Source organism: Pseudomonas fluorescens, assembly GCF_000968015.1.
Taxonomy (GTDB): domain Bacteria; phylum Pseudomonadota; class Gammaproteobacteria; order Pseudomonadales; family Pseudomonadaceae; genus Aquipseudomonas; species Aquipseudomonas fluorescens_W.
On the sequence record NZ_LACH01000051.1, the window covers coordinates 25,335 to 46,559 of the forward strand.

The following is a 21,225-nucleotide window of genomic DNA, read 5'->3' on the forward strand; positions in this document are numbered from 1 at the left end:
GGTGTGATTACACCCGGAAGTGACTGACCATCATCTGCAACTGATTACCCAACCGCGCCAGTTCAACACTGGACGCAGCGGTTTCATCGCTGGCGGCGGCGGTCTGTTCGGACACGTCGCGCACGTTGATGATGCTGCGGCTGATCTCTTCGGCCACGGCGCTTTGCTGCTCGGCAGCGGCGGCGATCTGCTGGTTCATCGACTGGATGTTGGACACCGTGCGGGTGATGTTTTCCAGTGACACACCAGCCTTGCGGGTCAGCGCGACGCTGCTGTCGGTCAGGGCGCGGCTGTTGTTCATCACCGCCGACACTTGTTGCGTGCCGTTCTGCAGTCCGGCCACCAGGCCTTCGATTTCTTCGGTGGATTTTTGCGTGCGTTGAGCCAGGCCACGGACTTCGTCGGCAACCACGGCAAAACCACGACCGGCTTCACCTGCACGGGCCGCTTCGATGGCGGCGTTGAGCGCCAGCAGGTTGGTCTGTTCGGCCACGGCTTTGATCACGTCCATGACGCTGCCGATCTTGTCGCTTTCCTGTTGCAGCACGCTCATGGCTTCGGTGGAACGTGCCACTTCAGTGGCCAGGCGTTCGATCTGGGCGATGGCTTCGTTCACAACCTTGTCGCCTTCACGGGCTTCGCCGTCAGCAGCGGCGGCCGCCTGGGAGGCTTCTTCGGCGTTGCGCGCGACTTCCTGCACGGTGGCAGTCATCTCGTGCATGGCGGTGGCCACTTGATCGGTTTCGATCTTCTGGCTGTTAACGCCAGCGCTGGTTTGCTCGGTCACGGCGGACAGCTCTTCGGCTGCGCTGGCGATCTGGGTGACGCCGTCGCGGATGCCGCTGATCAAGTCGCGCAGGGTTACACCCATGCGAGCGATGCCTTGTTGCAATACGCCGAGTTCATCGCGGCGCGTCACTTTGACGTCCTGGGACAGGTCGCCGCTGGCGATGCGTTCAACCACGGCCAAAGTGTCGCGCAGCGGGCCAGTAATCTGACGGGTGATGATCACGGCAGCAATGATGCCCACCAGCAACGCCAGCAAGGTGCTGATCAGCTGCAGCGTGCGAGCTTGCGCGCTTTCGGCGTCACGGCGGTCGAGCTGGATTTGATACAGCTGCTCGCTGAGGCTCACGATGGCGGCGCCCTGCTCAGTCATTTCCTTGCGCGCCTGTACCGCGTCGCTGTTCGCCGCTTTATAAGCCTGCAAGGCGCTGCGGTAGTTGGTCAGTGCGGTTTCCAGCTGACGCAGGGCGTCTTGCTGAGTGTCGGAGAAATGTACGTTGAGGGGTTTCAGGCTGGCGATGGCCACGTCCAGTTGGCCGACGGCTTTTTGCTCGGTCTCGGCGTTGGTGGTCGCGGTGTAGCCGCGCACTTCGTAGCGGGCCAGCAAGAACGCTTCCTTGGCCGCCGTGATGGCCTGGAATTGTTCGAAGCGTTGGTCGCTCAGAGGCATTTGCTGCACGTTGGTGTTGATGACATTGATCAGCGTGTTCGCGGTGTCGGCATTGGCGCTCATGGTGTCGCGCGCGCTGTTACCGGTGCGGTACGCGCTGCGCATTTTGTTCAGGGACGTCTTGTAGGCGTCGATGACGGCGCCTTGCTCTTTGAGCAGCTTGAGGTTTTCCGGGCTCTTGAATTTCACCAGCAGCGCTTGTTGCTGAGCGGAGAACGCCTCGAGCGTGGTCTGGACGTTCTGCGCGGCGGTTTCGTCGCCGTTGGTCAGCATGTATTGCAGGCGAACCACACGCAGCTTGGTCAGGCCGGCATTGAGCTGGGTGATGTCGCTCATCCAGTTGCTGCGGTCAATCAATCCGCCCAGGCTCGTCCAGCCGGTCAAGGCGAGGACGCAGGTCAGGGCCAGGACCAGGCCGAACCCCAAGCCCAGCTTCATGTTCACGCTGATATTGCCGAACCAGCTATTCATCAAAAGTCCTCCAGGAACGTTGTGCTTCTAGATCGTCGGTTGGCTGGAAGATTGTTGTTTTTGGTCGCCAGCAAGGTGTGTAGCAGGACTGTATCGGCAGCAATTGCGAGAGCTGAATGGTTTTTGCAGGACACATGTGTAACAAGACCTTCGCGCGGTCTTAAGCTTTTTTTCACATGAGTTTCACTGGCTGCCGACGCCTGCCTCTCTAACCTCGCGGCATCGAATGACAGTGATGCGTGCCGGCGAGGCGGTTTGATGTGGAATTGAGACTGAGTCTGTTCGGGATAAAACGCTCGATTGATCTGAGCCGTTTTGCCCGCTATCGCAATGCGGCTGTCGTGCTCGCCTCGGCGCTGGTGGTGATTCCGCTGACGGTGTGGCTGTTGCAGCCGGCCGCTGTACCGGACCTGGCCCATGGCAATGTGGCCGGCGCCCGGGGGTTGACGGCCGATTGGGCCAAAGGCAATGTGATCGTGCTGGTGCGGCACGTCGAACGCTGTGATCACTCCAGCGCCCCCTGCCTGAGCGGTAACGATGGCATTACCGATCGCTCTCGCAGCGTCGCGGTGGGTGTCGGTGCACAGTTCGAACAACTGGGCCTGAACAAGGCTGACATCTACAACAGCCCCCTGATCCGTACAGCGCAGACCGCTGGCTACATGTTCAACAAGGTAGGGGTGGGTGAAGAATGGTTGATCAATTGCAAGGGCACGATGCTGCGTGACGCTTTGGCGCACAAGGTTGCCGGGCGAAACCTGATTCTGGTGACCCACAGCGAATGCATGTCGCAACTGGAGAAAGACCTCAAGTTGCCGGCCTCTACCCTCGGTTATGGCGCGTCTTTGTTTATCTCGGCCGAAACGCCTCAGGCACCCCACATGCTCGGTTTCATCGAAGCCTCGGACTGGCACTCGGTGACCACCGAATGAATTCATTTTCTGGATCAGGACACACGATGCTGACGTCTTCCCGTTACCGCTTTTATTGGGTGAACTTTGGTATTCCGCTGGCCTGTGCGGTCGTGGTTTTCCTGATGTTTGATCTGACCAAAATCGACATCGCATTCAATGATCTTTTTTATGATCCGGTCACGCAGACGTTTCCGCTGGATCATGTCCAACTGTTCGAAAAGATCACCCATAAATGGGCACGGATCATCCCGAACTGGACCGGTGAGCTAGCGATCGTCGGCGCCTTGCTGTCGTTTCTCTGGCCGCGCCTGAAGGCCGAAAAGCATTCGAAAATCATCGCATTCCTGGAAAAAATCAAAGTCGCACCGGTGCTACGGTTCGCCAGCAAGCACCGCCGGGACTTCCTCTACGTGGTGTTCGCATTCTCCATCAGCACCGGCGTGATCCACTACCTCAAGGGCCACACCAGCGTGTACTGCCCGATCGAAACGACCCAGTACGCGGGGAAAATCGAACACAAGGAGTGGTATGAGAATTTTGATCTGCTGAAAGTCGCTGGGGCAGGTCGCTGCTGGCCGGGCGGACATGCCTCGGGCGGCTTCACCATGCTGGCGTTGTACTTCGTGGCGCGTCGTTACCGCTGGCGCTATTCCAAAGCGGTGATGTACGGCTCGCTGCTGCTCGGTTTCGTCTACGGCACGACGCGGGTTCTGCAAGGCTGGCACTACATGTCCCACACCTTCTGGGCCGGGATCTTCGTATGGCTGGCGTGTTTGCTGACAGCGCTGGCGTTCTATGGGCGAGCGCGGCTGGAGCAACCGGTGCTCCAGGCGCATGAACGGCCTGAACGCGTTGCACAGCCGCAGACGGCTAGCTGATTCAAAAGACTTGAACGACAAAGCCCGCCAACCCTGTAGAGGGTGGCGGGTTTTTTGTTGTCCGTCTTGTGGGGGGAGTCAGGAGATTGCCTTCGCGAGCAGGCTCGCTCCTACAGAAAAACAACGAGCTAAAAAAGGTATACGGGGCGAATTCTTAACAAAGTGTGAATAACTGGTGTGATGTATTAATAGCAACCATTGCTTTCCCTTAATGCCTGGCTGGCCATGCCAAGTGAGCCCTTGATTGAAACGCCCTCCAATTCCATCGCCGGCTGCAAAACGTTTTGTGCCCGGAAAAGCTGTTCGCAGGTTAAGCATCATCGCGGTCATCCTACTGATTGGCGCAGCGACGGTCGGGTACTGGATGTTTACACCGCCGGCGCCGTTTGTTCCGTTGAGCGGTCTGGATCCTTCCGCCGTGTCGATGATTGCCTTGGGCGACCAAGGCAGCGGGAATCTGCAACAGTGGCGAGTGGGGCAGGCCATGGAGCGAGTCGCGGCCAGAGACGGGCGGCTGGATATGGTCGTGTTGTTGGGCGACAACTTCTATGGCAAACCGCTGACCAGTACCCACGACCTCGGCTGGCAAATGAAATTCGAGCGCGTCTATTGGGGCCAGTGGCTGAGTCATGTGCCGTTCTACGCCGTGCTGGGCAATCACGATTACCCCACGTCGCAAAAGGTCGAACTCGAATATGGCCGGCAGCGCAAGGGCTCGGGTCGCTGGCAGATGCCGAGCAATTTCTACGTCAAGGATTTCGGCAGCGTCGATGGACGCCCGTTGGTGCGAATGGTGTTCCTCGACACCTCGGCGCCACGGGAAACCTTTCAGCGTCAGATCGACTTGCTTGACCAAGCCTTCCAGCAACCGGGACCGGCACCTGTATGGCGCATCGCGGCGGCCCATCACCCGGTCCGCAATCATGGCCAGCATGGTGAGGACGGTGAACTGGTCAACCTGTTGTTGCCTGCACTGGAGCGCAACAAGGTCGACATGTTCCTGGCCGGGCACGACCACAACCAGCAACTGCTGCTACGCGCCGCCGAGCCAGCCTGGGTGATTTCCGGGGCCGGGGGCCAGAAACTTTACGCCGTTGGCGCCGGATCGCAGGACACCTCGTTTGCCACCGGACACGCTGGTTTTGCCAAACTTGATTTGAATCCCGGCCAATTGCGGCTGACCTACTATGACGATCGAGGCAACCTGGAAACCGGTTATCGTTGGGACCGGGATTGTCAGTGGATGGCCAAAGGCTGCCTGTTGCCCGATATTGCGCAAAAGGTGGTCGTGCAATAACACGATGAGTGCTTAGCGGTACTCGGCACTTGGCGCCGGGTTGATCAACGCCGTCAACACATGATCCTGCCAACGCCCGGCGATACTCAGGTAGGCCTTGGCATAGCCCTCGCGTTCAAATCCCAGACGCTCCAGCAGCCGCGCACTGCGTTCATTGCCAGGGATGTAATTGGCCATGATCCGGTGCAGCTTCTGCTCATCGAACATGTAGCCGATTCCCGCTTCCAGGGCTTCCTGCATCAAGCCCTGGCCTTGATGAGATTCGTCGATGTGGTAACCGAGATAGCAGGCCTGAAACGCCCCGCGAGTGATGCCGCTGAAGTTGCAGGCGCCGATCATCTGGCCGTTGTCCGGATCCAGCAACGCGAAATGCACCGCCAGACCGGCCTGGAAAGCGCTGGCTTGCACCTCAAGGCGCGGGCGGATCCGTTCAGGGCTGTGATAATCGACGGGGCGAATCGGCGACCACCGGGCGAGATGCCTCAGGTTGCGCCGGTAGAAGTCGCTTTCCAGCGCCGCCTGCTCAGGGTCGAGCACCGCCAGCGTCAAGCGTTTGCAGGGCAGGGATAGCAGCGGCATAGGGCGCTCCGGTTCACAGGGATCGTCGCGCAAGCATTGCGTGGCCAGCGGGAAAACACAACAAAACAGCAGGCGAAAAAAAGCCCGCGGGAGGGCGGGCAAACCGTAGTTTCTTGAATGAGCAAGCACAATGTACCCGTTGGTGAAGGGGCGTGGGGTGAAGAAAAATTCATGTCGACGAGTGCCCGCCGCTTCACGCCCTGAGACATGCCTAAGGCAAGTGATCCGCCGCAAAGTCGGCTTCCGAGCGCGCCCGCAAACGGCCCTTGCGGCAGGCCTGCTGGAATTGTTCGAAGTCGCGCTCATTCTGCGCGGTGTAGCTTTGCGCATACTTGAATAACGCGTCGGCCAGCGCATCGCTCTTGCCGATGTAGCCGCTGATGTGTGCGGCGTTTCCCGACGATTTGGCATGGGCGCGGGCCAACGCGCGCCCACAAACGCGTCCGTAGGCGGCGAAGGTGTCCGCATCGAACGTCTCGAGTTCAGCCGAGACTTTCATGTCGCGCAACTGGCGCACATAGAAGTGTCGCCCGCTGGGGCCGGTGGTCCAGCCGAGGAACAGGTCACTGGCCGATTGCATCAACCGTTGGCCATCGACCACGCGCTGACCGTTATGCCGCACCCGCGATTTAGTCTTCACGTAATCAGCCAGCACCGAACGACGTGCTTCCTTGAACTGCAGGAACAGCGGGAACTCCTGATCATCGGTCAGCAGGGCCACCAGGCAACGAGTCCCGACGCTGCCCACACCAACCACTTTGAAGGCCATGTCGTGGGCATGAAAACGCGACAACAGCTCGCGACGGTCGGCTTGCAGCGTGCCGGGATAGTCGCGCATGAACGCGTCATAAAGCGCACGCCAGTTCGACAGGCGCAGCCAGTCGTCGTCGGCATCCAGCAACGTGGTGTTTTCGTGTAAATGGAAAATTTCCGGCAGGTCATCGCGAATGATCAGTCGGCCATCTGCGTCACGGTCACTGATTTTCGGCAGCAGTTCAGCATGGGTACGCCGTTCGGCTTTTTCGATGGCGCGCTCTACATGCTCCAGTGTCGCTTTGCTTGCCTGCTGCCGCAGATCGCTGTAACTGATGGACTCGTACCAGGTTTCCAAGGCGCTTTGTTCGGCGCATTCGAGCATGGTCTGTTGGTAGGCGCCGACCACCTGGCGGCAGACCGTTTCTTCGACCGTGTCGCCATGACGCAGGTCGCGCGCGGCCACCACGAAACTTGCCACCAGCCGTTTCAAGTCCCACTCCCAAGGGCCGGGATGGGCTTCGTCGAAATCGTTGACGCTGAACAGCAGATTGCGTTCCGGTGTTGCAAAACCGCCGAAGTTCATCAGGTGACTGTCGCCGCAGATGGGCGATAGCAGCCCCATGTTGGAAGTTGCCGCCAAGTCGTGGGCTTGCAGCAGCGCGTTGCCGCGATAGAAGGTGAAGGGCGAGACCAGCATGCGGCCGTAGCGCAACTCGACCAGCGACTTGATCCGGCCTTCACTGGACGTTTTGATCAGCGGCAGCGGGTCGCGATTTATTTTCCCCATGGACGCCTGCGAACTGCGGGAGCAGTTCTTGCGAGCATCCTTGCCTTGCTTCAAGCGATCTTTGAGGGCGGTCATGTGGGCTCGTTTGGTGAGTGTATTAGACGTGTGAGAGATGAGTGTAGAAGGGCTTCGGGTCTTCATCCGAAGTGTTTGGGCTTTGACCGTGGGGGCGAACGGGAGCAATTCACCAACAAGCATCCTTCAATACTCAGTCGTCCCCAAAGCCCTCAAAATCCACCCGGCCTCACCAGGTATCAGTGTGTATTGAACCTGCCGAATTTCTCCCGTTGCGTTTAATCGCCGACCAATACATTGGTTACAGCTCACTCGATTTGAGCGTGTGCTTGAAATGATGCTTCCAAAGCCTGACACCCAACTCTCCTGTCCGATCCAGCGAGGACCCCACCGTCAAATCCGTAATCAACGTCGGCTGCAACCCCGCATCAAACAACGCAAACCCAGCCGCCAGGCAGCAGGTCTCGGTTTGAAGGCCGCAGACGAGCACGCGATCAACTTTCAGGCTTTTCAAATAGTCGATGGTTTCCGGCGAAGGCGCGTAGCCGTGCTTGATGAAGATGCGGTCGGCCTGAATCAGGCTGTCATCGTCAGGTGCGGGGTGCCAGCCGAGTTGTTTCTGGAACGGGGTTTTGGATTCGTCGTGGCGCTCGACCGTGGCGACGCTGGGCAGGGTGCCGATGAGTGTCTGGATACCTTCGATGAGCCATTGAGGTGGGGCAAAACCGGGCTGGACATCGATGATAAGGAGGGCTTGGCGCATGGGCGTCTCCGTGGGAGGTCGCGACGATGATGGTGGCTTGGCCGCGGGTTTTTTGGGGGGGCTTGCGAGCCTTGTCGTGGGCAGGCCTGCTTTTGCCGGGGATGGTGATGCTTCCTGCAGAAATGACCAAACCCCAGATGCAACAAAACCCGCACTTGGCGGGTTTTGTTTTGCTTCGTATTTGGTGGAGCCGGGGGGATTTGAACCCCCGTCCGCCAGTACTCCGCTGTCGGTACTACATGCGTAGCCGTGTCTATTAAGTTAACCCTCAGCGACCCGACGGGCAGGGTGCTTTGGGCGAGTTGTGTAAGTTTTAGCCGCTTCGTCCACAACGTACTGCACGGCGATTCTGTTCTATATGACAATCACTTTGGGTTTACAGACATCCCCTGATGATTGCTGGACCCGAAGGTACCAGGAGGGAAGGGCTAAGGCTGCTTACGCAGCGAGAGCGTATTCCCCGTAGGTTTCGTCATTGGCAACTATAGAAAGTTGCAACAGTGGATTTACGAGTTCTGTTACCAACTCGGCATGCACCTAAAGTTTCGCAACCGGCGTCGAATCCTAAACGGCCCCGAGCCTGTTGCTCTGTGAATCAAAGTGAGCAACAAGCACGCGCAGTGTACGCCAACACGCCTCAGAAGGCCAACCCGAAGGTTGGCTCCCGCAGATTATGGGGTGGGTTGATTGCTCAGGTTGTTAGCAAGTGACAATCCCTGGGTGGCCTCGGTGACGCATTTTTTGTCATCCCCGGAGGCTTTTGAAGCTTCGGCGCTGGACATCAGTCTTTTGACCTCCATGGCGGTGTTGCTGGAGGTCACCGGCAGTGAAGTCACTTTGTTTTTGAGCTCTTGCAGCTTGCTCGTACAAAGGTCGTTGTCCGCAGCAAATACGGGGTAGGCCAACATTGCAGCAGAGATGAACAGACCAGCGAGTGCGGTACGTTTCATGGATATCACCTTGAACTGATGGTCTCGGTGCTGCCGTATGAGTGGGCTCCGCGGCCGAGGTCGGAAAACAAGCCACGATTGATGGGGCCTACTTAAAAGACTACGGAGCGGCGCAAGAATTCGGTTTTGGCAGAAAGGCTATGAAAAAATTGTTTGATAGAAACAGTTGCATTATAAGCGGGCGCAATCGCTTCTTTTCGCTGGTGGCCTATTCCAGAGCCTCGCTCCAATGGGCTTCGCACCTTCAGCGGATGTGGGCATTGGGTCGAGTTTTTTTCACGGCGACGCGGGCGGTTTGCACATGACCCACCGCAGATGCAACAAAACCCGCGATTGGCGGGTTTTGGTTTGCTTCATATTGGGTGGCACCGGAGGCCACAAGCCCAACCCGAAGGTTGGCCATGTGCTGGATTACTTCGCACCTTTGTTCGCGTTCTTGATTTCCTGGATAGTTTGTTCGGTCTCAGCAATGCAGTCATCAGTCCCTTCCTTGGTGCCTTTTGCCTGATCGGCTTGGGCTTTCTTGACGCTGTCCATTACCTGATCAGCCATCTCCGGAGGAGTCTGTGCCTTGGCATTTTCGATGGTTTTCAAGTTGACCGCACAGAGGTCTTCGGCGGCAAACGAGGTGGACGCCATCAGCGAGACAGTAACGAACAGACCTAACAGTACAGAACGTTTCATGAGTATCTCCTTGAACTGAGGGTCCAGGCATCGCTGGCCATCAGGACGGGTTGCCGAGTTTGGGTAAAGCCCGGTAACGTCCGGGCTTATTCTGAGGACTATGGCAGCGCATCAGGGTTCTATTTTTCTTGCACAACCCTCGCCTGCGTTACCCGATCCACCAAATAGACTAGCCCGTGGTAATCAATTCCACCGTGTTGCGTCAGACCTATCTCACACGTGCGGCTGGTAGAAATCCCCTCGCTGCACTGCTGAACCGCATCCTTGAGCGTGCGCAGTGAATGAGCGTTCAGCTCTGGCGTGGTAAAGCCCTTGTCGCCGGCAAACCCACAGCAATGAATGCCTTCAGGGATAACCACGTTTTTGCTGCACTTGCGCGCCAGATCGATCAACGCCTGACTTTCCCCAAGGTGCTGGGTGCTACAGGTGACGTGCACTGCGATTGGCGCTTCCTGCGGCGTGAAATCCAGACGATCCATCAGATGCGTGCGAATGAAACGCACCGGGTCGTAAAGGTCCAGGCGCACATCGCCCAAGTCCTGGGCCAGGCGCAAGGTGCAGGGGCTGGTGTCGCAGTAGATTGGGTCGAGCCCGCCGCGACTGGCGTGCAGCAAGGCGCCGATCAGTTCCTGGCGTTTGTGTTCGGCCTGTTCGGCGTAGCCCTTGGAGGCGAATGGTTGCCCGCAGCAGAGGTTGTCCAGATTGTCCGGGAAGACCACTTGATAACCGGCCTTTTCTAGCAGCCCTCGGGTTTTGTCGTACAGCGACATTTGCTCTTTATCACCCGCTGCCGGGCCCATTGCCCGCGACACGCAGGCCGCGAGGTACACCACTCGAGGGCGTTCGTCCGACACAGTCGGGCTGAAGCGAATGGCTTTTTCCGGTTGCGGCATGGCGTTGGTCCATTGCGGGACCTGACCTTTGGATAGGCGCGTCAACGTTGCCGAAAGCTTTGCCAGTCGTGGCGCCCCCAACAGCATTCGCGCACCGTTGGCCACGTGCAGGGTGAACCGCGCGCCTTGCAACGCAGTGGCGAAATTACCTTCCAGCCAATTGGCGGTTTTCGTATGAGTTGCCTTCCGGCTACGGAGCTTTTTCACCAGCTCGCCGGTGTTTATTCCTACAGGGCAACGCTGCGCGCAGAGGCCGGTGGCGGCGCAGGTGTCGATGCCTTGGTATTCGTAAGCGGCTTCGAGTTCGGTGGTGTCCACGCCAGCGCGTTTCTTCGCCTGAATGTCACGCCAGATCACGATGCGCTGGCGCGGGCTCAGGGTAAGGCCTTTAGAGGGGCAGACCGGTTCGCAGAAGCCGCACTCGATGCACTTATCCACAATCTCATCGGCGGCCGGCAACGGCTTCAGGTGCTTGAGGTGGACCTGCGGATCCTCGCTGAGCACCACGTCCGGGTTGAGAATGCCGTTGGGGTCGAGCAGACGTTTAAGCTGCCACATCAACTGGTAGGCATCGCTGCCCCACTCCAGTTCGACGAAAGGCGCCATGTTGCGGCCGGTGCCGTGTTCGGCTTTCAGCGAGCCGCCGAACTCCACTGCCACCAACTGTGCCACGTCGTCCATGAACGCCTGATAGCGTGCGACTTCTTCCGGGTTGTTGAAGCCTTGAGTGAAGACGAAGTGCAGATTGCCTTCCAGCGCGTGTCCGAAAAGGATCGCTTCGTCGTAGTGATGTTTGTCGAACAGCTCGATCAAGCGGTTTACGCCGATGGCCAGTTGTTCCACCGGGAAGGTCACGTCTTCGATGATCACCGTGGTGCCGGTTTTACGCACGGCGCCGACGGCAGGGAAGGTGTCTTTGCGGATCGCCCAGAGCCGGGCGTTTTCCACCGGGTCTTCGGTGAAGTCGACCTGTTTTTCCACCGGGAACGAGGTCAGCGACGCCATGATGTGCGCCAGTTGTTCCTGCAGCAATGTGGACGATGCGGCGCGGGATTCGATCAGCAGCGCGCAGGCTTTGTTCGACAACTGTTGTACGAAAGTGGGCATGCCGGGTTTGTCCTGCACCGAACGCAGACTGCGTCGGTCCAGCAGTTCCACGGCCGACACCGGTTGGCTTTTCAGCACGGTAACGGCGTTGCAGCAGGTTTCCACATCCGGGAATACGATCAGTGCCGAGGCTTTGTTCGGATGATCGATTACCGTGTCGTAAGTGACCGCGCTGATGAAGCCAAGGGTGCCTTCGGAGCCCACCAGCAAGTGGCTCAAGATATCCACAGGCTCGTCGAAATCCACCAGCGCATTCAGTGACAGCCCGGTGGTATTTTTCAGACGGTATTTGTGGCGAATTCTCGCCGCCAGTTCGGCATTGGCGCGGGTCTCGCGGCCCAACGTTGCCAGACGTTCAAGCAGCGAAGCGTGGCTCTCACGAAACGCCGCAACACTGGCCGCATCTTCGGTATCGAGACGGCTGCCGTCGGCCAGCACCAGACGAATGCCAGCCAATGTGTGATAGGTGTTTTGCGCGGTGCCGCAGCACATGCCGCTGGCATTGTTGGCGACGATACCGCCGATTTTGCAGGCATTGATCGACGCCGGGTCCGGGCCGATCTTGCGCCCGAACGGTGCCAGCCATGCGTTGGCCTGTGCGCCGATCACACCCGGTTGCAGACGGATTTGCGTACCTTGCCCGCGAATCTCGCGACCGTTCCAGTTATCCCCCAGGACGATCAACACCGAGTCGCTGATGGCCTGGCCGGACAGGCTGGTGCCGGCGGCGCGGAAGGTCACCGGGACTTTATCCCGTTGCGCCAGTTTGAGCAGCGCAACCACTTCATCTTCGGACTCGACACGAATCACCAGTTTCGGAATCAGCCGATAGAAACTGGCGTCGGTGCCGAAGGCCAAGGTCGACAGCGGATCGTCGAAACGTCGCTCCTGGGGAATCAGTTGCTGCGCATCTCGCAGGAAAGCCGCGGGTAGATTCATTGGTCCTCCAGGATCATGACCACGAGGTCTTTCGGACCGTGAGCGCCGTAGGCCAGGACCTGCTCGATGTCAGCGGTTTTTGACGGGCCGGACACCAGCAGGGCATTGGTCGGCATGCCTTGGGCCCACTCGAACTCCTGCTGCACTTGATAGAAGTTGTCGCGGATTTCACTGGCCTTGAGCAGGGCGAAATGCACCGGCGGCACGAGGCTCATCAGTCGCGGTTCTTCCCGCGTCGGCCAGATTATCAGACTACCTGTGGCGGCGATTGCACCCAGTGTGCCGGTCAGGCTGGCCGGCGTGTCGTTGAACAATTCGGTCTTCCATTCTTCAACCGGACGGTCGTAGGACTTGAGCGTTGGCAGATCAGGAATTTTCGCCCAGTGCTGAGTGACGCGTTGCCCGTGCGGTGTAGTCGGTGCGATCAACAAGCTCGGCAGCTGACGGTCCCGCAACAACTGAGCAAGCAACGAAGTCCAACCTTCGCCGGACGTCAGATGGATTTCGGTATGCACCGCTTCCATCAGTTTGCGCAGCTGCGGGATGCGTTGTTCTGCGGTGTACGTATAGGGCGCTGTCACCAGTTCGACGTCGAACTCGTCAGGCACCGGCGTGGTGCCCGTCAGACTTTTACGCAATTTGGCGAGGATATTTTGCTTGGCGCTCATCAGCGATCTCCCTGTTTGGCCAGATGCTCGCGGGCCATATCATGCAGTGAGCGGGCAGCGGGTTTCGGTGCGCTGTGGTTTTGCGTCCAGGGGCCGATGTTGCTCGGCGTCAGCGCACGCAGGCGCGTGGCGAAAAAGCCGAACAGACGATAGAGCGTAGGTGAACTGTTGAGCCTGGCCCAGGCGTTCCAGATAAAGCGTTCCTTGCGCGAATACTTGCTGCCTTGGCCGCGCATGATCTGATGCGGGTTGTCCGGTGCTTTGACGTTCTCTTCCCGTAGGCGCCGCAGCAGCGCCGGAATCGGAATTTTTACCGGACAGACTTCACCGCAGGCGCCACACAGTGACGAGGCACTCGGGTGGTCCGGGACTTTCGCCAGGCCGACCATGTGCGGGGTGATGATTTTTCCGATAGGCCCAGGGTAAACCTCCCCATAGGCGTGACCGCCAATTCGGGTGTAGACCGGGCAATGATTCATACAGGCGCCGCAGCGGATGCAGTTCAGGGTCTGGCGTAATTCGCTGTCGGCGAAGGCCTGGCTGCGACCGTTGTCGAGCAATACCAGGTGCACTTCCTGAGGGCCGTCGAGTTCATGTTCCTTGCGCGGGCCGGAAATCATGTTGACGTAAGTAGTGATCGGCTGGCCGAGGGCTGAGCGGGTCAGCAGTGACAGCAGCGGCACCACATCGCGCAGGTTTTCCACGACTTTTTCGATGCCGGTGACGGCGATGTGCACCGGTGGCACGGTGGTGGTCATGCGCCCGTTGCCTTCGTTTTCCACCAGCAGCAGGGTGCCGGTTTCGGCCACGGCGAAGTTGACGCCGGAGACGCCGATGTCCGCTTCGAAGAATTTCTGCCGCAAGACCTTGCGACCGATCTGAATGAGTTGGTCAACGTCCTTGGTGTATTCCACGCCAAGTTTGTCGTGGAACAAGGACGCGACCTGACCGGCATTCTTGTGGATCGCCGGCATAATAATGTGTGAAGGCTTCTCGTGGTCGAGCTGGACGATGTACTCGCCCATGTCCGATTCCAGGCATTCAATGCCCTGTTCAGCGAGGAAATGATTCATTTCCATCTCTTCGCTGACCATCGATTTGCCCTTGATCACTTGCCGCCCCTCGTGAGCGCGGATGATCGAGAGGACGATGCCATTGGCCTCGTCCACCGTTTCCGCCCAGTGCACTGTCACACCGTTGCGGGTCAGGTTCTGTTCAAGCTGCTCAAGCAGGTCGGGCAACTTGGATAAAGCACGGGCGCGGACAGCATTGCCCAGCACTCGCAAATGTTCTCTTTCGTGGGCATCGCTGAAGGACGCTGCCCGTTTTGTCATCAGCGAATCCATCGCCGTGCGAAAGTTATTTCGCAGTTGCTTGTCATCCAACGCCTTGTGAGCACGGGTGCGGAAATCTTCTTCTACGGCAACCGTAGGAATAATCGCGGAAGCGTTCATAGAACACCTCCGGTTCGCTGCCAAAGGAAGCTGGCGAGGTGTTGGCCGCGCAACGCTTCCTTCTGTTTCTCCAGCGAGCCATTGATGTTCATCAGGCAACCGCAGTCGGCACTCAGTACCTTGTGCGCGCCGGATTCCTTCAATGAGCGGGTCTTGTCAGCCACCATCGCGCCGGAAATGTCTGGCATACGGACGCTGAAAGTCCCACCGAAGCCACAGCATTCACTTTCATGGTTGTGGTCGACTCGCTCCACGTTGCTCAACTGCGCCAATAACTCACGGCCATGCAAGTGGGTGTTCATTTCACGGCGTGCCGAGCACGACGTGTGCAGCGCTACTTTGATTGGCTCGCCACTGTCCTTGAGCTGCACCTTGCAGACAAACAACAGAAATTCGGCCAGTTCATAAGTCCGGGCAGCCAGCGCCTGAACCTGTTTCAGCGTGTCCGGCTCGTCCTTGAACAAGTCGGCGTAGTGTTCGCGCAACATCCCGGCACACGACCCCGATGGCACCACCACTGGATAGTCCCCGGCAAACAGCGCCAGTTGCGAGCGTGCCACGGTCCTCGCCTGCTCGGTGTAACCCGAGGTGTAGGCCGGTTGCCCGCAGCAGCTTTGCCCCTGCGGATACTCGACACGAATGCCTTCGCGTTCGAGCAAGTGAATCGCGTCCATCCCGGCTTCAGGGTAGAACAAATCCACCACGCAAGTTCCGAACAGGTAGACCCGTGATGGTTTCTCGCTGGGGTATTGCCGAGGCTCGGGCAGTGGCGGGGCGACGCGGGTCGCATTCGGCACAGCGTTGTAAAAAAGCTCGCTCATCAGGCGTGTCTCCGGGTTGTCCCGGTTATCCGTCTGTTGAGGCTGCTGAATATAGAGAGACAAGCTTTCAGCAGCCTTACAGACCAGGTAGTGAATAGCTGACGCCGGAATCGTGGTCCGGCGTCGGTTTTTGCTTTTTATCGTGTAGTACTTAGTGCACCAGCATGCCGGTGAACCAGTAGGCCTGAGCCAGCGTGATCAAGCCGACGATCGTTGCAAAGAACAGGCTGTGCTTGAGGGTGAAACGGAACAGATCCGATTCCTTGCCCACCAGACCGGTCGCGGCGCAGGCGACGGCGATCGATTGTGGCGAGATCATCTTGCCGGTCACGCCACCGCTGGTGTTCGCAGCAACCAGCAACACATCGTTCACACCGATCTGGTGTGCAGTGGTCGCTTGCAGAGAACTGAACAGCGCATTGGACGACGTATCGGAACCGGTCAGGAATACGCCCAGCCAGCCGAGAAACGGCGAGAAGAACGGGAAGGCTGCGCCGGTGCCAGCCAGAACCAGCGCCATGGTCGAGGACATGCCCGAGTAGTTAGTGACGAAGGCAAAGGCGAGCACCATACCAATGGACAGAATCGGCCAGCGCAGCTCGTAGAAGGTCTCTTTCAAAGTGGTCAGACCAGTTTTGATATTGATCCTCAGTACCAGCATCGAGATCAGCGCGGAGAAGAAAATCGCCGTGCCGGTCGCGGAAATCGGGTCGAGTTTGAACACCGCCGGCATCGCCGTCGGTGCGGTCACGATCGGTGCGATCTTGATCACCATTTGATCCAGGTGCGGGATAGCGAAGTTGAACACCCAGCTATACATCGAGCCACCTGCAGCGAACATGGCCTTGAACGGTTTCAGCGTCCAGATCGTGACCAGCACGGTGAGGATTAGAAACGGCGACCAGGCTTTGAAAATTTCCCCCAAGCTGTAAGGCGAAGCCACGGTGGTGCGCTTCTGGCCGAAACCACCGGTGCTGGCCACCACGGAAGCCGAGACGGCGCCGACGATGTGTGCGCCTGCGGCGCGTTTTGGCTGCCAGACTTTCAGGAACAGGGTCAGAGAAATCAGGCTGACCAGCGCCGAGGTGATGTCCGGCAACTCCGGGCCAATGAAGTTCGAAGTGAAGTATTGGGTGACGGCAAAGCTCAAACCGGCCACCAGTGCGGCAGGCCAGGTTTCCCGAACTCCACGCAGGCCATCCATCATGAACACCAGCCAGAACGGCACGAACACCGACAACAATGGCAGTTGCCGACCGGCCATGGCGCCGATCTTGAACGCGTCGATACCGGTCACTTGCCCGGCGACGATGATCGGAATCCCCAAGGCACCGAAGGCAACCGGCGCGGTGTTGGCGATCAGGCACAGGCCAGCGGCGTACAGCGGGTTAAAGCCCAGCCCAACAAGCAGGGCGGCAGTAATCGCGACCGGCGCACCGAAACCGGCTGCACCTTCCAGGAAGGCACCGAAGCAGAAGCCGATCAGCAGCACTTGCAGGCGCTGGTCGTCGGTAATCGACAGCACCGAGCTGCGGATCACTTCGAACTGACCACTCTTGACCGTCAGTTTGTAGAGGAATACCGCCGCCACGATGATCCAGGCAATCGGCCACAGACCGTAGGCGAAACCATAGCCGGCGGCGGCGAAGGCCATGTCGACCGGCATCTGGAAGGCGAAGATCGCCACGGCAATGGACAAGGCCAGCGTGATGCTGCCGGCCACGTGTCCTTTGAGTCGGAACACGGCCAATGCCAGGAAGAAAAACACGATGGGGATAACGGCCGCGAGCGCGGACACGCCGAGACTGCCGAGCGGAGAATAGAGCTGTTGCCAGGTTTGCATATGGGGTGGCCCCTAATTGTTGTTGGTCAGGCACTGGTCAGCGTTCTTGGATAATTGGTAATACCAATTTACAATCGCTGTTGGCTAGGGTAAAAGCCTTGTAGGCGATGTGTCAATTTGCCGTCCTAGAACTTTTGTCGAATACGTGGTGCAGCAGTCATCTGGTCTGCTCGACCAAATGCCGTCTGGCAGGTGCTGACACAGCCCTGATAGGCCAGAATAGAGACCCCGGCGAGCCGTCGGGATCGTGGAGAAATGAGTTATGGGGTTTGATCAAATTCGTCAGCGCCGTTTGTCTGACGATATTGTCGAGCAGCTCGAGGGGATGATTCTCGAGGGCACGCTGAAGGCGGGTGAGCGCTTGCCGGCCGAACGTGCGTTGGCCGAGCAGTTCGGCGTGTCACGCCCTTCGTTGCGCGAAGCGATTCAGAAACTGGCGGCCAAGGGCTTGCTGGTCAGTCGCCAGGGTGGCGGCAATTATGTGGTGGAGTCGCTGGGGTCAACCTTCAGTGATCCGCTGCTGCATCTGCTGGAAAGCAACCCTGAAGCGCAGCGCGACCTGCTGGAATTTCGTCACACCCTGGAAGCCTCCTGCGCCTATTACGCAGCCATGCGTGCGACGGATGTTGATCGCGAGCGATTGACCGCGGCCTTCAATGAATTGCAGGACTGCTATACGCGTCACGACGAGGTAAGTCGGGCGGAAGAGGGGGCGGCGGATGCGAAATTCCACCTGGCAATTGCTGAAGCCAGTCACAACGCGGTGTTGCTGCACACCATTCGCGGGTTGTTCGATTTGCTCAAGCGTAACGTGGTGACCAACATCGGCGGGATGTACAAGCAGCGTACGGAAACCCGCGACATGCTGATTACCCAGCATCGTGAGTTGTACTTGGCGATTATCGAAGGACGGGCCGAGCAGGCGCGGGAAGTCTCCAGCCGACATATCTTGTATGTGCAGGAAGTGCTGGAAGAAGTGCGTCAGGAAGTACAGCGCATGGCTCGGGCGGAGCGGCGCAAAGGGATGTAGTCAGTGAGTTTTGTGGTGGTTTGTGCGATCGCCATCGCGAGCAAGCTCGCTCCCACATTTGTATTGTGTCGTTCACAAATCCAATGTGGGAGCGAGCTTGCTCGCGATGGCGGTCTCAGGCAAAAAGCGAATTAATCTTCCTTGCCCTTGTTGCGCACCGCACGCTGCAACTCGCGACCGGCGTCGCGTTCGCGTTCGGTATCACGCTTGTCGTATTCCTTCTTGCCCTTGCCCAGAGCGATCTCGCACTTGACCATGTGCTTGCTCCAGTACCAGGACAGGCACACGCAGGCGTAACCTTTTTGCTGCACGGCCGTGGCCAGCTTTTCCAGCTCGCGCCGGTTGAGCAGCAATTTTCGGGTGCGGGTCGGATCAGCGATGACGTGGGTGCTGGCGGTCATCAGCGGCGTAATGTGGCTGCCGAGCAGCCAGGCTTCGCCATCCTTGAGCAGCACGTAACTGTCAACCAGTTGCAGCTTGCTTGCCCGCAGACTTTTTACTTCCCAGCCGGCCAGGACCAGACCAGCCTCGAACTTGTGCTCGATGAAGTAATCGTGTCGCGCCTTTTTATTCTGCGCGATGGTCCCTGTTGGGTGTTTCTTCTGTTTAGCCATAGGGGCGGCATTATAGGGAGTTGCACGCGAGTCGGCTACGGTATCGCTACGTGCTTGAGCAGGTTGATTGAATCCCGGACAATGCGGCCTCTTTTTTGAACGCTTGGGCGTGATAACGATGTCGACAGACAAGGTTTCTGTCCACGGCAGTTGGGCTAGCCGCTGGGTCTTCATACTCGCCGCGACCGGTTCGGCCGTGGGTCTGGGTAGTATCTGGAAATTCCCGTACATGGTCGGCCTCTATGGCGGCGGCGCCTTCGTGTTGATGTTCCTGGCCTGTATCGCGCTGATCGGTGTGCCGGTCATGCTGGCCGAAACCCTGATCGGTCGCCGTGCACGGCATAGCCCGGCCAACGCCCTGAAGGTGTTGGCGCTGGAAGCCGGGCATTCGACGAAGTGGTCCTGGGGCGCATTTGCCGGGATGATCACGGCGTTGTTGATTCTGTCTTTCTATAGTGTGGTCGGCGGCTGGTCGCTGGATTACATCATCGACATGGGCCGTGGCGACTTCCAGGGGGTGACGCCGGATCAGGTCGGCGCGTACTTTGGCAATGTGATCGCCGACCCCTGGAGGCTGACACTTTGGCACACGATTTTCATGCTGCTGTCGGCTGTAGTCATTGCAAAAGGTGTAGTTGCCGGTCTTGAACGCAGTCTGCGCATCATGATGCCGCTACTTTTTGTGATGATTCTGGTGCTGCTGGGTTACAGCATGACGACCGGCCATTTCATGGACGGCGTGCACTTCATGTTCGACTTCCACCCGGAAAAGGTCCTCGACGGTTTACTGCCCGCTATGGGGCATGCGTTCTTCTCCCTGAGCGTGGGCGTCGGTTCGATCATGATCTACGGCGCCTACATGCCGAAGAACTCATCGATTTCCGGCACCATCGTCGGCGTGGCACTGCTCGATACCTTCGTTTCCCTGGTCGCTGGTCTGGCATTGTTTCCGATCGTGTTCGCCGCAGGCCTGAACCCGAGCGAGGGCCCTGGCCTGATGTTCGTCAGCCTGCCCTTTGCCTTTGGTAACGTAGCGTTCGGCCAGTTGATGGGCGTAGTGTTCTTCGTGCTGGTAGCGATTGCAGCCTGGAGCTCGGCGATTTCCTTGCTTGAGCCGATGGTGGCTTACTTGGTTGAGCGCACGAAAGTCAGCCGCGCCTGGGTGACCTTTTGGCTGGCATTCATCTGCTGGTTCGTCGGTCTGGGCACGGTGTTTTCCTTCAATATCTGGAAGGAAGCCAAATTTTTCGTGAACGAAGGCGGGATGTTCCACCTCTATCAATGGGGTGCGGCCGGTGGCCTGGACTTCTTTGGTGTGATCGATTTCTTCACCTCGCGGATCATGTTGCCACTCGGTGGTTTGTGTTTCGTGGTGTTTGCTGGCTGGGTGATGGGGCGTGAAGCGGTACGCGACGAGTTGTCGATTCGCAGCCCCGTATTGTTCGCCCTGTCCCTGTTCTTGATGCGCTATGTAGCGCCCATCGGCATTCTCGTAGTGTTTGCCGCCCAGCTGTGGAAGTGACGCTGACATGACGACACACATTCAACGTTCGGCCCTGCTGCCGTATCCGGCACAAGCGCTGTATGACCTGGTCAACGACGTGGCGCGTTACCCGGAATTTCTGCCATGGTGCTCATCGGCCGATGTCCTGGAGAGTTCTCCTGAACATATGCGCGCTAGCGTCGGTGTGGCCAAGGGCGGTCTCAGCCAGCATTTCGTAACGCGCAACACGCTGGTGCCTGGGCATTCAATCGAGATGAACCTCGAGGAAGGCCCGTTCAATCAATTGCATGGCGTCTGGGTGTTCAAGCCGTTGGGCGAGAAAGCCTGCAAGATCAGCCTGGATCTGTCGTTCGATTACGCCGGTCCGATTGTTCGCGCGACCTTGGGGCCGTTGTTCAATCAGGCGGCCAATACGCTGGTGGATGCCTTCTGCCAGCGCGCCAAGCAGATGCATGGTTGAGGCCATGATCGACGTTGAGGTGGTGTATGCCGCCATTGATCGTCAGGTGCTCCTGTCGGTGTCGGTACCGGCAGGAACAACCGTGCGTGCGGCCTTGCTGAAGTCAGGCATCGGCGAGGCGTTTTCCGAGCTGGATCTGGCCAGTTGCCCGGTGGGGATCTTCGGTAAAGTGATCGCTGATCCGGACAAGCATCCTGTCCAGGCTGGAGATCGCATCGAGCTATACCGACCATTACTGGCTGATCCGAAAGAAGTTCGTCGGTTGCGCGCAGCCAAGGCTGCCGAGGCCAAAACCCGGAATCAGTGATTCGCTCAAACGCTGGGCAATAAAATGTATGGTCA

At 58.4% G+C, this 21,225-nt stretch carries 19 protein-coding genes, 1 other RNA gene and 1 pseudogene; 7 read left to right on the forward strand and 14 right to left on the reverse strand.

Annotated features, from left to right (window positions below):
- Positions 1-7 precede the first annotated feature (7 nt).
- Together VD17_RS33150 and VD17_RS33155 are read right to left on the reverse strand one after the other, a co-directional pair.
- On the reverse strand, positions 8-871 hold the full coding sequence (locus VD17_RS33150; protein ID WP_411741511.1) for a methyl-accepting chemotaxis protein: 864 nt from the start codon (positions 869-871) through the stop codon (positions 8-10).
- Positions 866-1,927: pseudogene (locus VD17_RS33155) on the reverse strand (methyl-accepting chemotaxis protein); the annotation flags it as partial. The pseudogene VD17_RS33155 and the gene VD17_RS33150, both read right to left, overlap by 6 nt.
- 260 nt (positions 1,928-2,187) lie before the next feature.
- On the opposite strand from VD17_RS33155, the gene VD17_RS21765 reads away from it, so the two are divergent.
- The 3 genes from VD17_RS21765 (at position 2,188) to VD17_RS21775 (ending at position 5,016) form a co-directional block, all read left to right on the forward strand.
- Positions 2,188-2,859 carry a histidine phosphatase family protein gene (locus tag VD17_RS21765; protein ID WP_046055600.1) on the forward strand — a complete coding sequence of 224 codons (672 nt, stop codon included), beginning with the start codon at positions 2,188-2,190 and terminating at the stop codon, positions 2,857-2,859.
- Between the two features lie 26 nt (positions 2,860-2,885).
- Positions 2,886-3,719: a phosphatase PAP2 family protein gene (locus tag VD17_RS21770; RefSeq protein ID WP_046055601.1), complete on the forward strand. Its 834-nt coding sequence runs from the start codon at positions 2,886-2,888 to the stop codon at positions 3,717-3,719.
- A gap of 364 nt (positions 3,720-4,083) precedes the next feature.
- Positions 4,084-5,016, forward strand: coding sequence for a metallophosphoesterase (locus VD17_RS21775; protein ID WP_080932054.1), 933 nt, complete (start codon positions 4,084-4,086; stop codon positions 5,014-5,016).
- A 12-nt stretch (positions 5,017-5,028) separates the two neighbouring features.
- Here the strand turns inward: VD17_RS21775 and rimJ are convergent, their stop codons facing one another.
- The 11 genes from rimJ to VD17_RS21825 form a co-directional block, all read right to left on the reverse strand.
- Positions 5,029-5,595: a ribosomal protein S5-alanine N-acetyltransferase gene (gene rimJ, locus VD17_RS21780; RefSeq protein WP_046055602.1), complete on the reverse strand. Its 567-nt coding sequence runs from the start codon at positions 5,593-5,595 to the stop codon at positions 5,029-5,031.
- A 211-nt stretch (positions 5,596-5,806) separates the two neighbouring features.
- Positions 5,807-7,213, reverse strand: coding sequence for a DUF2252 domain-containing protein (locus tag VD17_RS21785; protein WP_046055603.1), 1,407 nt, complete (start codon positions 7,211-7,213; stop codon positions 5,807-5,809).
- A gap of 241 nt (positions 7,214-7,454) precedes the next feature.
- Positions 7,455-7,916: an isochorismatase family protein gene (locus VD17_RS21790; protein WP_046055604.1), complete on the reverse strand. Its 462-nt coding sequence runs from the start codon at positions 7,914-7,916 to the stop codon at positions 7,455-7,457.
- A gap of 182 nt (positions 7,917-8,098) precedes the next feature.
- Positions 8,099-8,492, reverse strand: a transfer-messenger RNA (tmRNA) gene (gene ssrA, locus VD17_RS31785).
- 95 nt (positions 8,493-8,587) lie between these two features.
- The gene (locus tag VD17_RS21795; protein ID WP_046055605.1) at positions 8,588-8,866 is read right to left on the reverse strand and encodes a hypothetical protein; all 279 of its coding nucleotides are present in this window, start codon (positions 8,864-8,866) and stop codon (positions 8,588-8,590) included.
- Positions 8,867-9,277: 411 nt separating this feature from the next.
- On the reverse strand, positions 9,278-9,550 hold the full coding sequence (locus VD17_RS21800) for a hypothetical protein (protein ID WP_046055606.1): 273 nt from the start codon (positions 9,548-9,550) through the stop codon (positions 9,278-9,280).
- A gap of 119 nt (positions 9,551-9,669) precedes the next feature.
- Positions 9,670-12,489: an FAD-binding and (Fe-S)-binding domain-containing protein gene (locus VD17_RS21805; protein ID WP_046055607.1), complete on the reverse strand. Its 2,820-nt coding sequence runs from the start codon at positions 12,487-12,489 to the stop codon at positions 9,670-9,672.
- Complete coding sequence (locus VD17_RS21810) at positions 12,486-13,157, reverse strand: LutC/YkgG family protein (protein ID WP_046055608.1); 672 nt, start codon at positions 13,155-13,157, stop codon at positions 12,486-12,488. The genes VD17_RS21805 and VD17_RS21810 overlap by 4 nt, the downstream gene beginning before the upstream one ends.
- Entirely contained in the window at positions 13,157-14,611 is a 1,455-nt protein-coding gene (locus VD17_RS21815) for a LutB/LldF family L-lactate oxidation iron-sulfur protein (RefSeq protein WP_046055609.1), read from the reverse strand. Before VD17_RS21815 ends, VD17_RS21810 begins: the two co-directional genes overlap by 1 nt.
- Entirely contained in the window at positions 14,608-15,432 is an 825-nt protein-coding gene (locus VD17_RS21820; RefSeq protein ID WP_046055610.1) for a (Fe-S)-binding protein, read from the reverse strand. Before VD17_RS21820 ends, VD17_RS21815 begins: the two co-directional genes overlap by 4 nt.
- Positions 15,433-15,583: 151 nt before the next feature.
- Positions 15,584-17,275 (reverse strand): lactate permease LctP family transporter, encoded by a 1,692-nt coding sequence (locus tag VD17_RS21825; protein ID WP_046055611.1) that lies wholly within the window; start codon positions 17,273-17,275, stop codon positions 15,584-15,586.
- A gap of 262 nt (positions 17,276-17,537) precedes the next feature.
- On the opposite strand from VD17_RS21825, the gene VD17_RS21830 reads away from it, so the two are divergent.
- Positions 17,538-18,305, forward strand: coding sequence for a GntR family transcriptional regulator (locus VD17_RS21830; protein ID WP_008149047.1), 768 nt, complete (start codon positions 17,538-17,540; stop codon positions 18,303-18,305).
- A gap of 131 nt (positions 18,306-18,436) precedes the next feature.
- Here VD17_RS21830 and smpB read toward each other — a convergent pair whose 3' ends face one another.
- A complete protein-coding gene (gene smpB / locus VD17_RS21835; RefSeq protein ID WP_008149046.1) occupies positions 18,437-18,919 on the reverse strand; it encodes an SsrA-binding protein SmpB in 483 nt (160 codons plus the stop codon).
- Between the two features lie 118 nt (positions 18,920-19,037).
- On the opposite strand from smpB, the gene VD17_RS21840 reads away from it, so the two are divergent.
- The 3 genes from VD17_RS21840 to VD17_RS21850 are packed head-to-tail and all read left to right on the forward strand — an operon-like array spanning position 19,038 to position 21,190.
- Complete coding sequence (locus VD17_RS21840) at positions 19,038-20,441, forward strand: sodium-dependent transporter (protein ID WP_046055612.1); 1,404 nt, start codon at positions 19,038-19,040, stop codon at positions 20,439-20,441.
- A 7-nt stretch (positions 20,442-20,448) separates the two neighbouring features.
- Positions 20,449-20,883 (forward strand): type II toxin-antitoxin system RatA family toxin, encoded by a 435-nt coding sequence (locus tag VD17_RS21845; protein WP_046055613.1) that lies wholly within the window; start codon positions 20,449-20,451, stop codon positions 20,881-20,883.
- Positions 20,876-21,190, forward strand: a complete 315-nt coding sequence (locus VD17_RS21850) for an RnfH family protein (RefSeq protein WP_046055614.1) — start codon at positions 20,876-20,878, stop codon at positions 21,188-21,190. The genes VD17_RS21845 and VD17_RS21850 overlap by 8 nt, the downstream gene beginning before the upstream one ends.
- The last annotated feature ends 35 nt before the right edge of the window (positions 21,191-21,225 follow it).

Coding starts and splice junctions, on each gene's coding strand:
- VD17_RS33150 (WP_411741511.1), bottom strand. CDS start 871: ATGGGTGTAACCCTGCGCGACTTGATCAGCGGCATCCGCGACGGCGTC.
- VD17_RS21770 (WP_046055601.1), top strand. CDS start 2,886: ATGCTGACGTCTTCCCGTTACCGCTTTTATTGGGTGAACTTTGGTATT.
- VD17_RS21775 (WP_080932054.1), top strand. CDS start 4,084: ATGTTTACACCGCCGGCGCCGTTTGTTCCGTTGAGCGGTCTGGATCCT.
- rimJ (WP_046055602.1), bottom strand. CDS start 5,595: ATGCCGCTGCTATCCCTGCCCTGCAAACGCTTGACGCTGGCGGTGCTC.
- VD17_RS21785 (WP_046055603.1), bottom strand. CDS start 7,213: ATGACCGCCCTCAAAGATCGCTTGAAGCAAGGCAAGGATGCTCGCAAG.
- VD17_RS21790 (WP_046055604.1), bottom strand. CDS start 7,916: ATGCGCCAAGCCCTCCTTATCATCGATGTCCAGCCCGGTTTTGCCCCA.
- VD17_RS21795 (WP_046055605.1), bottom strand. CDS start 8,866: ATGAAACGTACCGCACTCGCTGGTCTGTTCATCTCTGCTGCAATGTTG.
- VD17_RS21800 (WP_046055606.1), bottom strand. CDS start 9,550: ATGAAACGTTCTGTACTGTTAGGTCTGTTCGTTACTGTCTCGCTGATG.
- VD17_RS21805 (WP_046055607.1), bottom strand. CDS start 12,489: ATGAATCTACCCGCGGCTTTCCTGCGAGATGCGCAGCAACTGATTCCC.
- VD17_RS21810 (WP_046055608.1), bottom strand. CDS start 13,157: ATGAGCGCCAAGCAAAATATCCTCGCCAAATTGCGTAAAAGTCTGACG.
- VD17_RS21815 (WP_046055609.1), bottom strand. CDS start 14,611: ATGAACGCTTCCGCGATTATTCCTACGGTTGCCGTAGAAGAAGATTTC.
- VD17_RS21820 (WP_046055610.1), bottom strand. CDS start 15,432: ATGAGCGAGCTTTTTTACAACGCTGTGCCGAATGCGACCCGCGTCGCC.
- VD17_RS21825 (WP_046055611.1), bottom strand. CDS start 17,275: ATGCAAACCTGGCAACAGCTCTATTCTCCGCTCGGCAGTCTCGGCGTG.
- VD17_RS21830 (WP_008149047.1), top strand. CDS start 17,538: ATGGGGTTTGATCAAATTCGTCAGCGCCGTTTGTCTGACGATATTGTC.
- smpB (WP_008149046.1), bottom strand. CDS start 18,919: ATGGCTAAACAGAAGAAACACCCAACAGGGACCATCGCGCAGAATAAA.
- VD17_RS21840 (WP_046055612.1), top strand. CDS start 19,038: ATGTCGACAGACAAGGTTTCTGTCCACGGCAGTTGGGCTAGCCGCTGG.
- VD17_RS21845 (WP_046055613.1), top strand. CDS start 20,449: ATGACGACACACATTCAACGTTCGGCCCTGCTGCCGTATCCGGCACAA.
- VD17_RS21850 (WP_046055614.1), top strand. CDS start 20,876: ATGGTTGAGGCCATGATCGACGTTGAGGTGGTGTATGCCGCCATTGAT.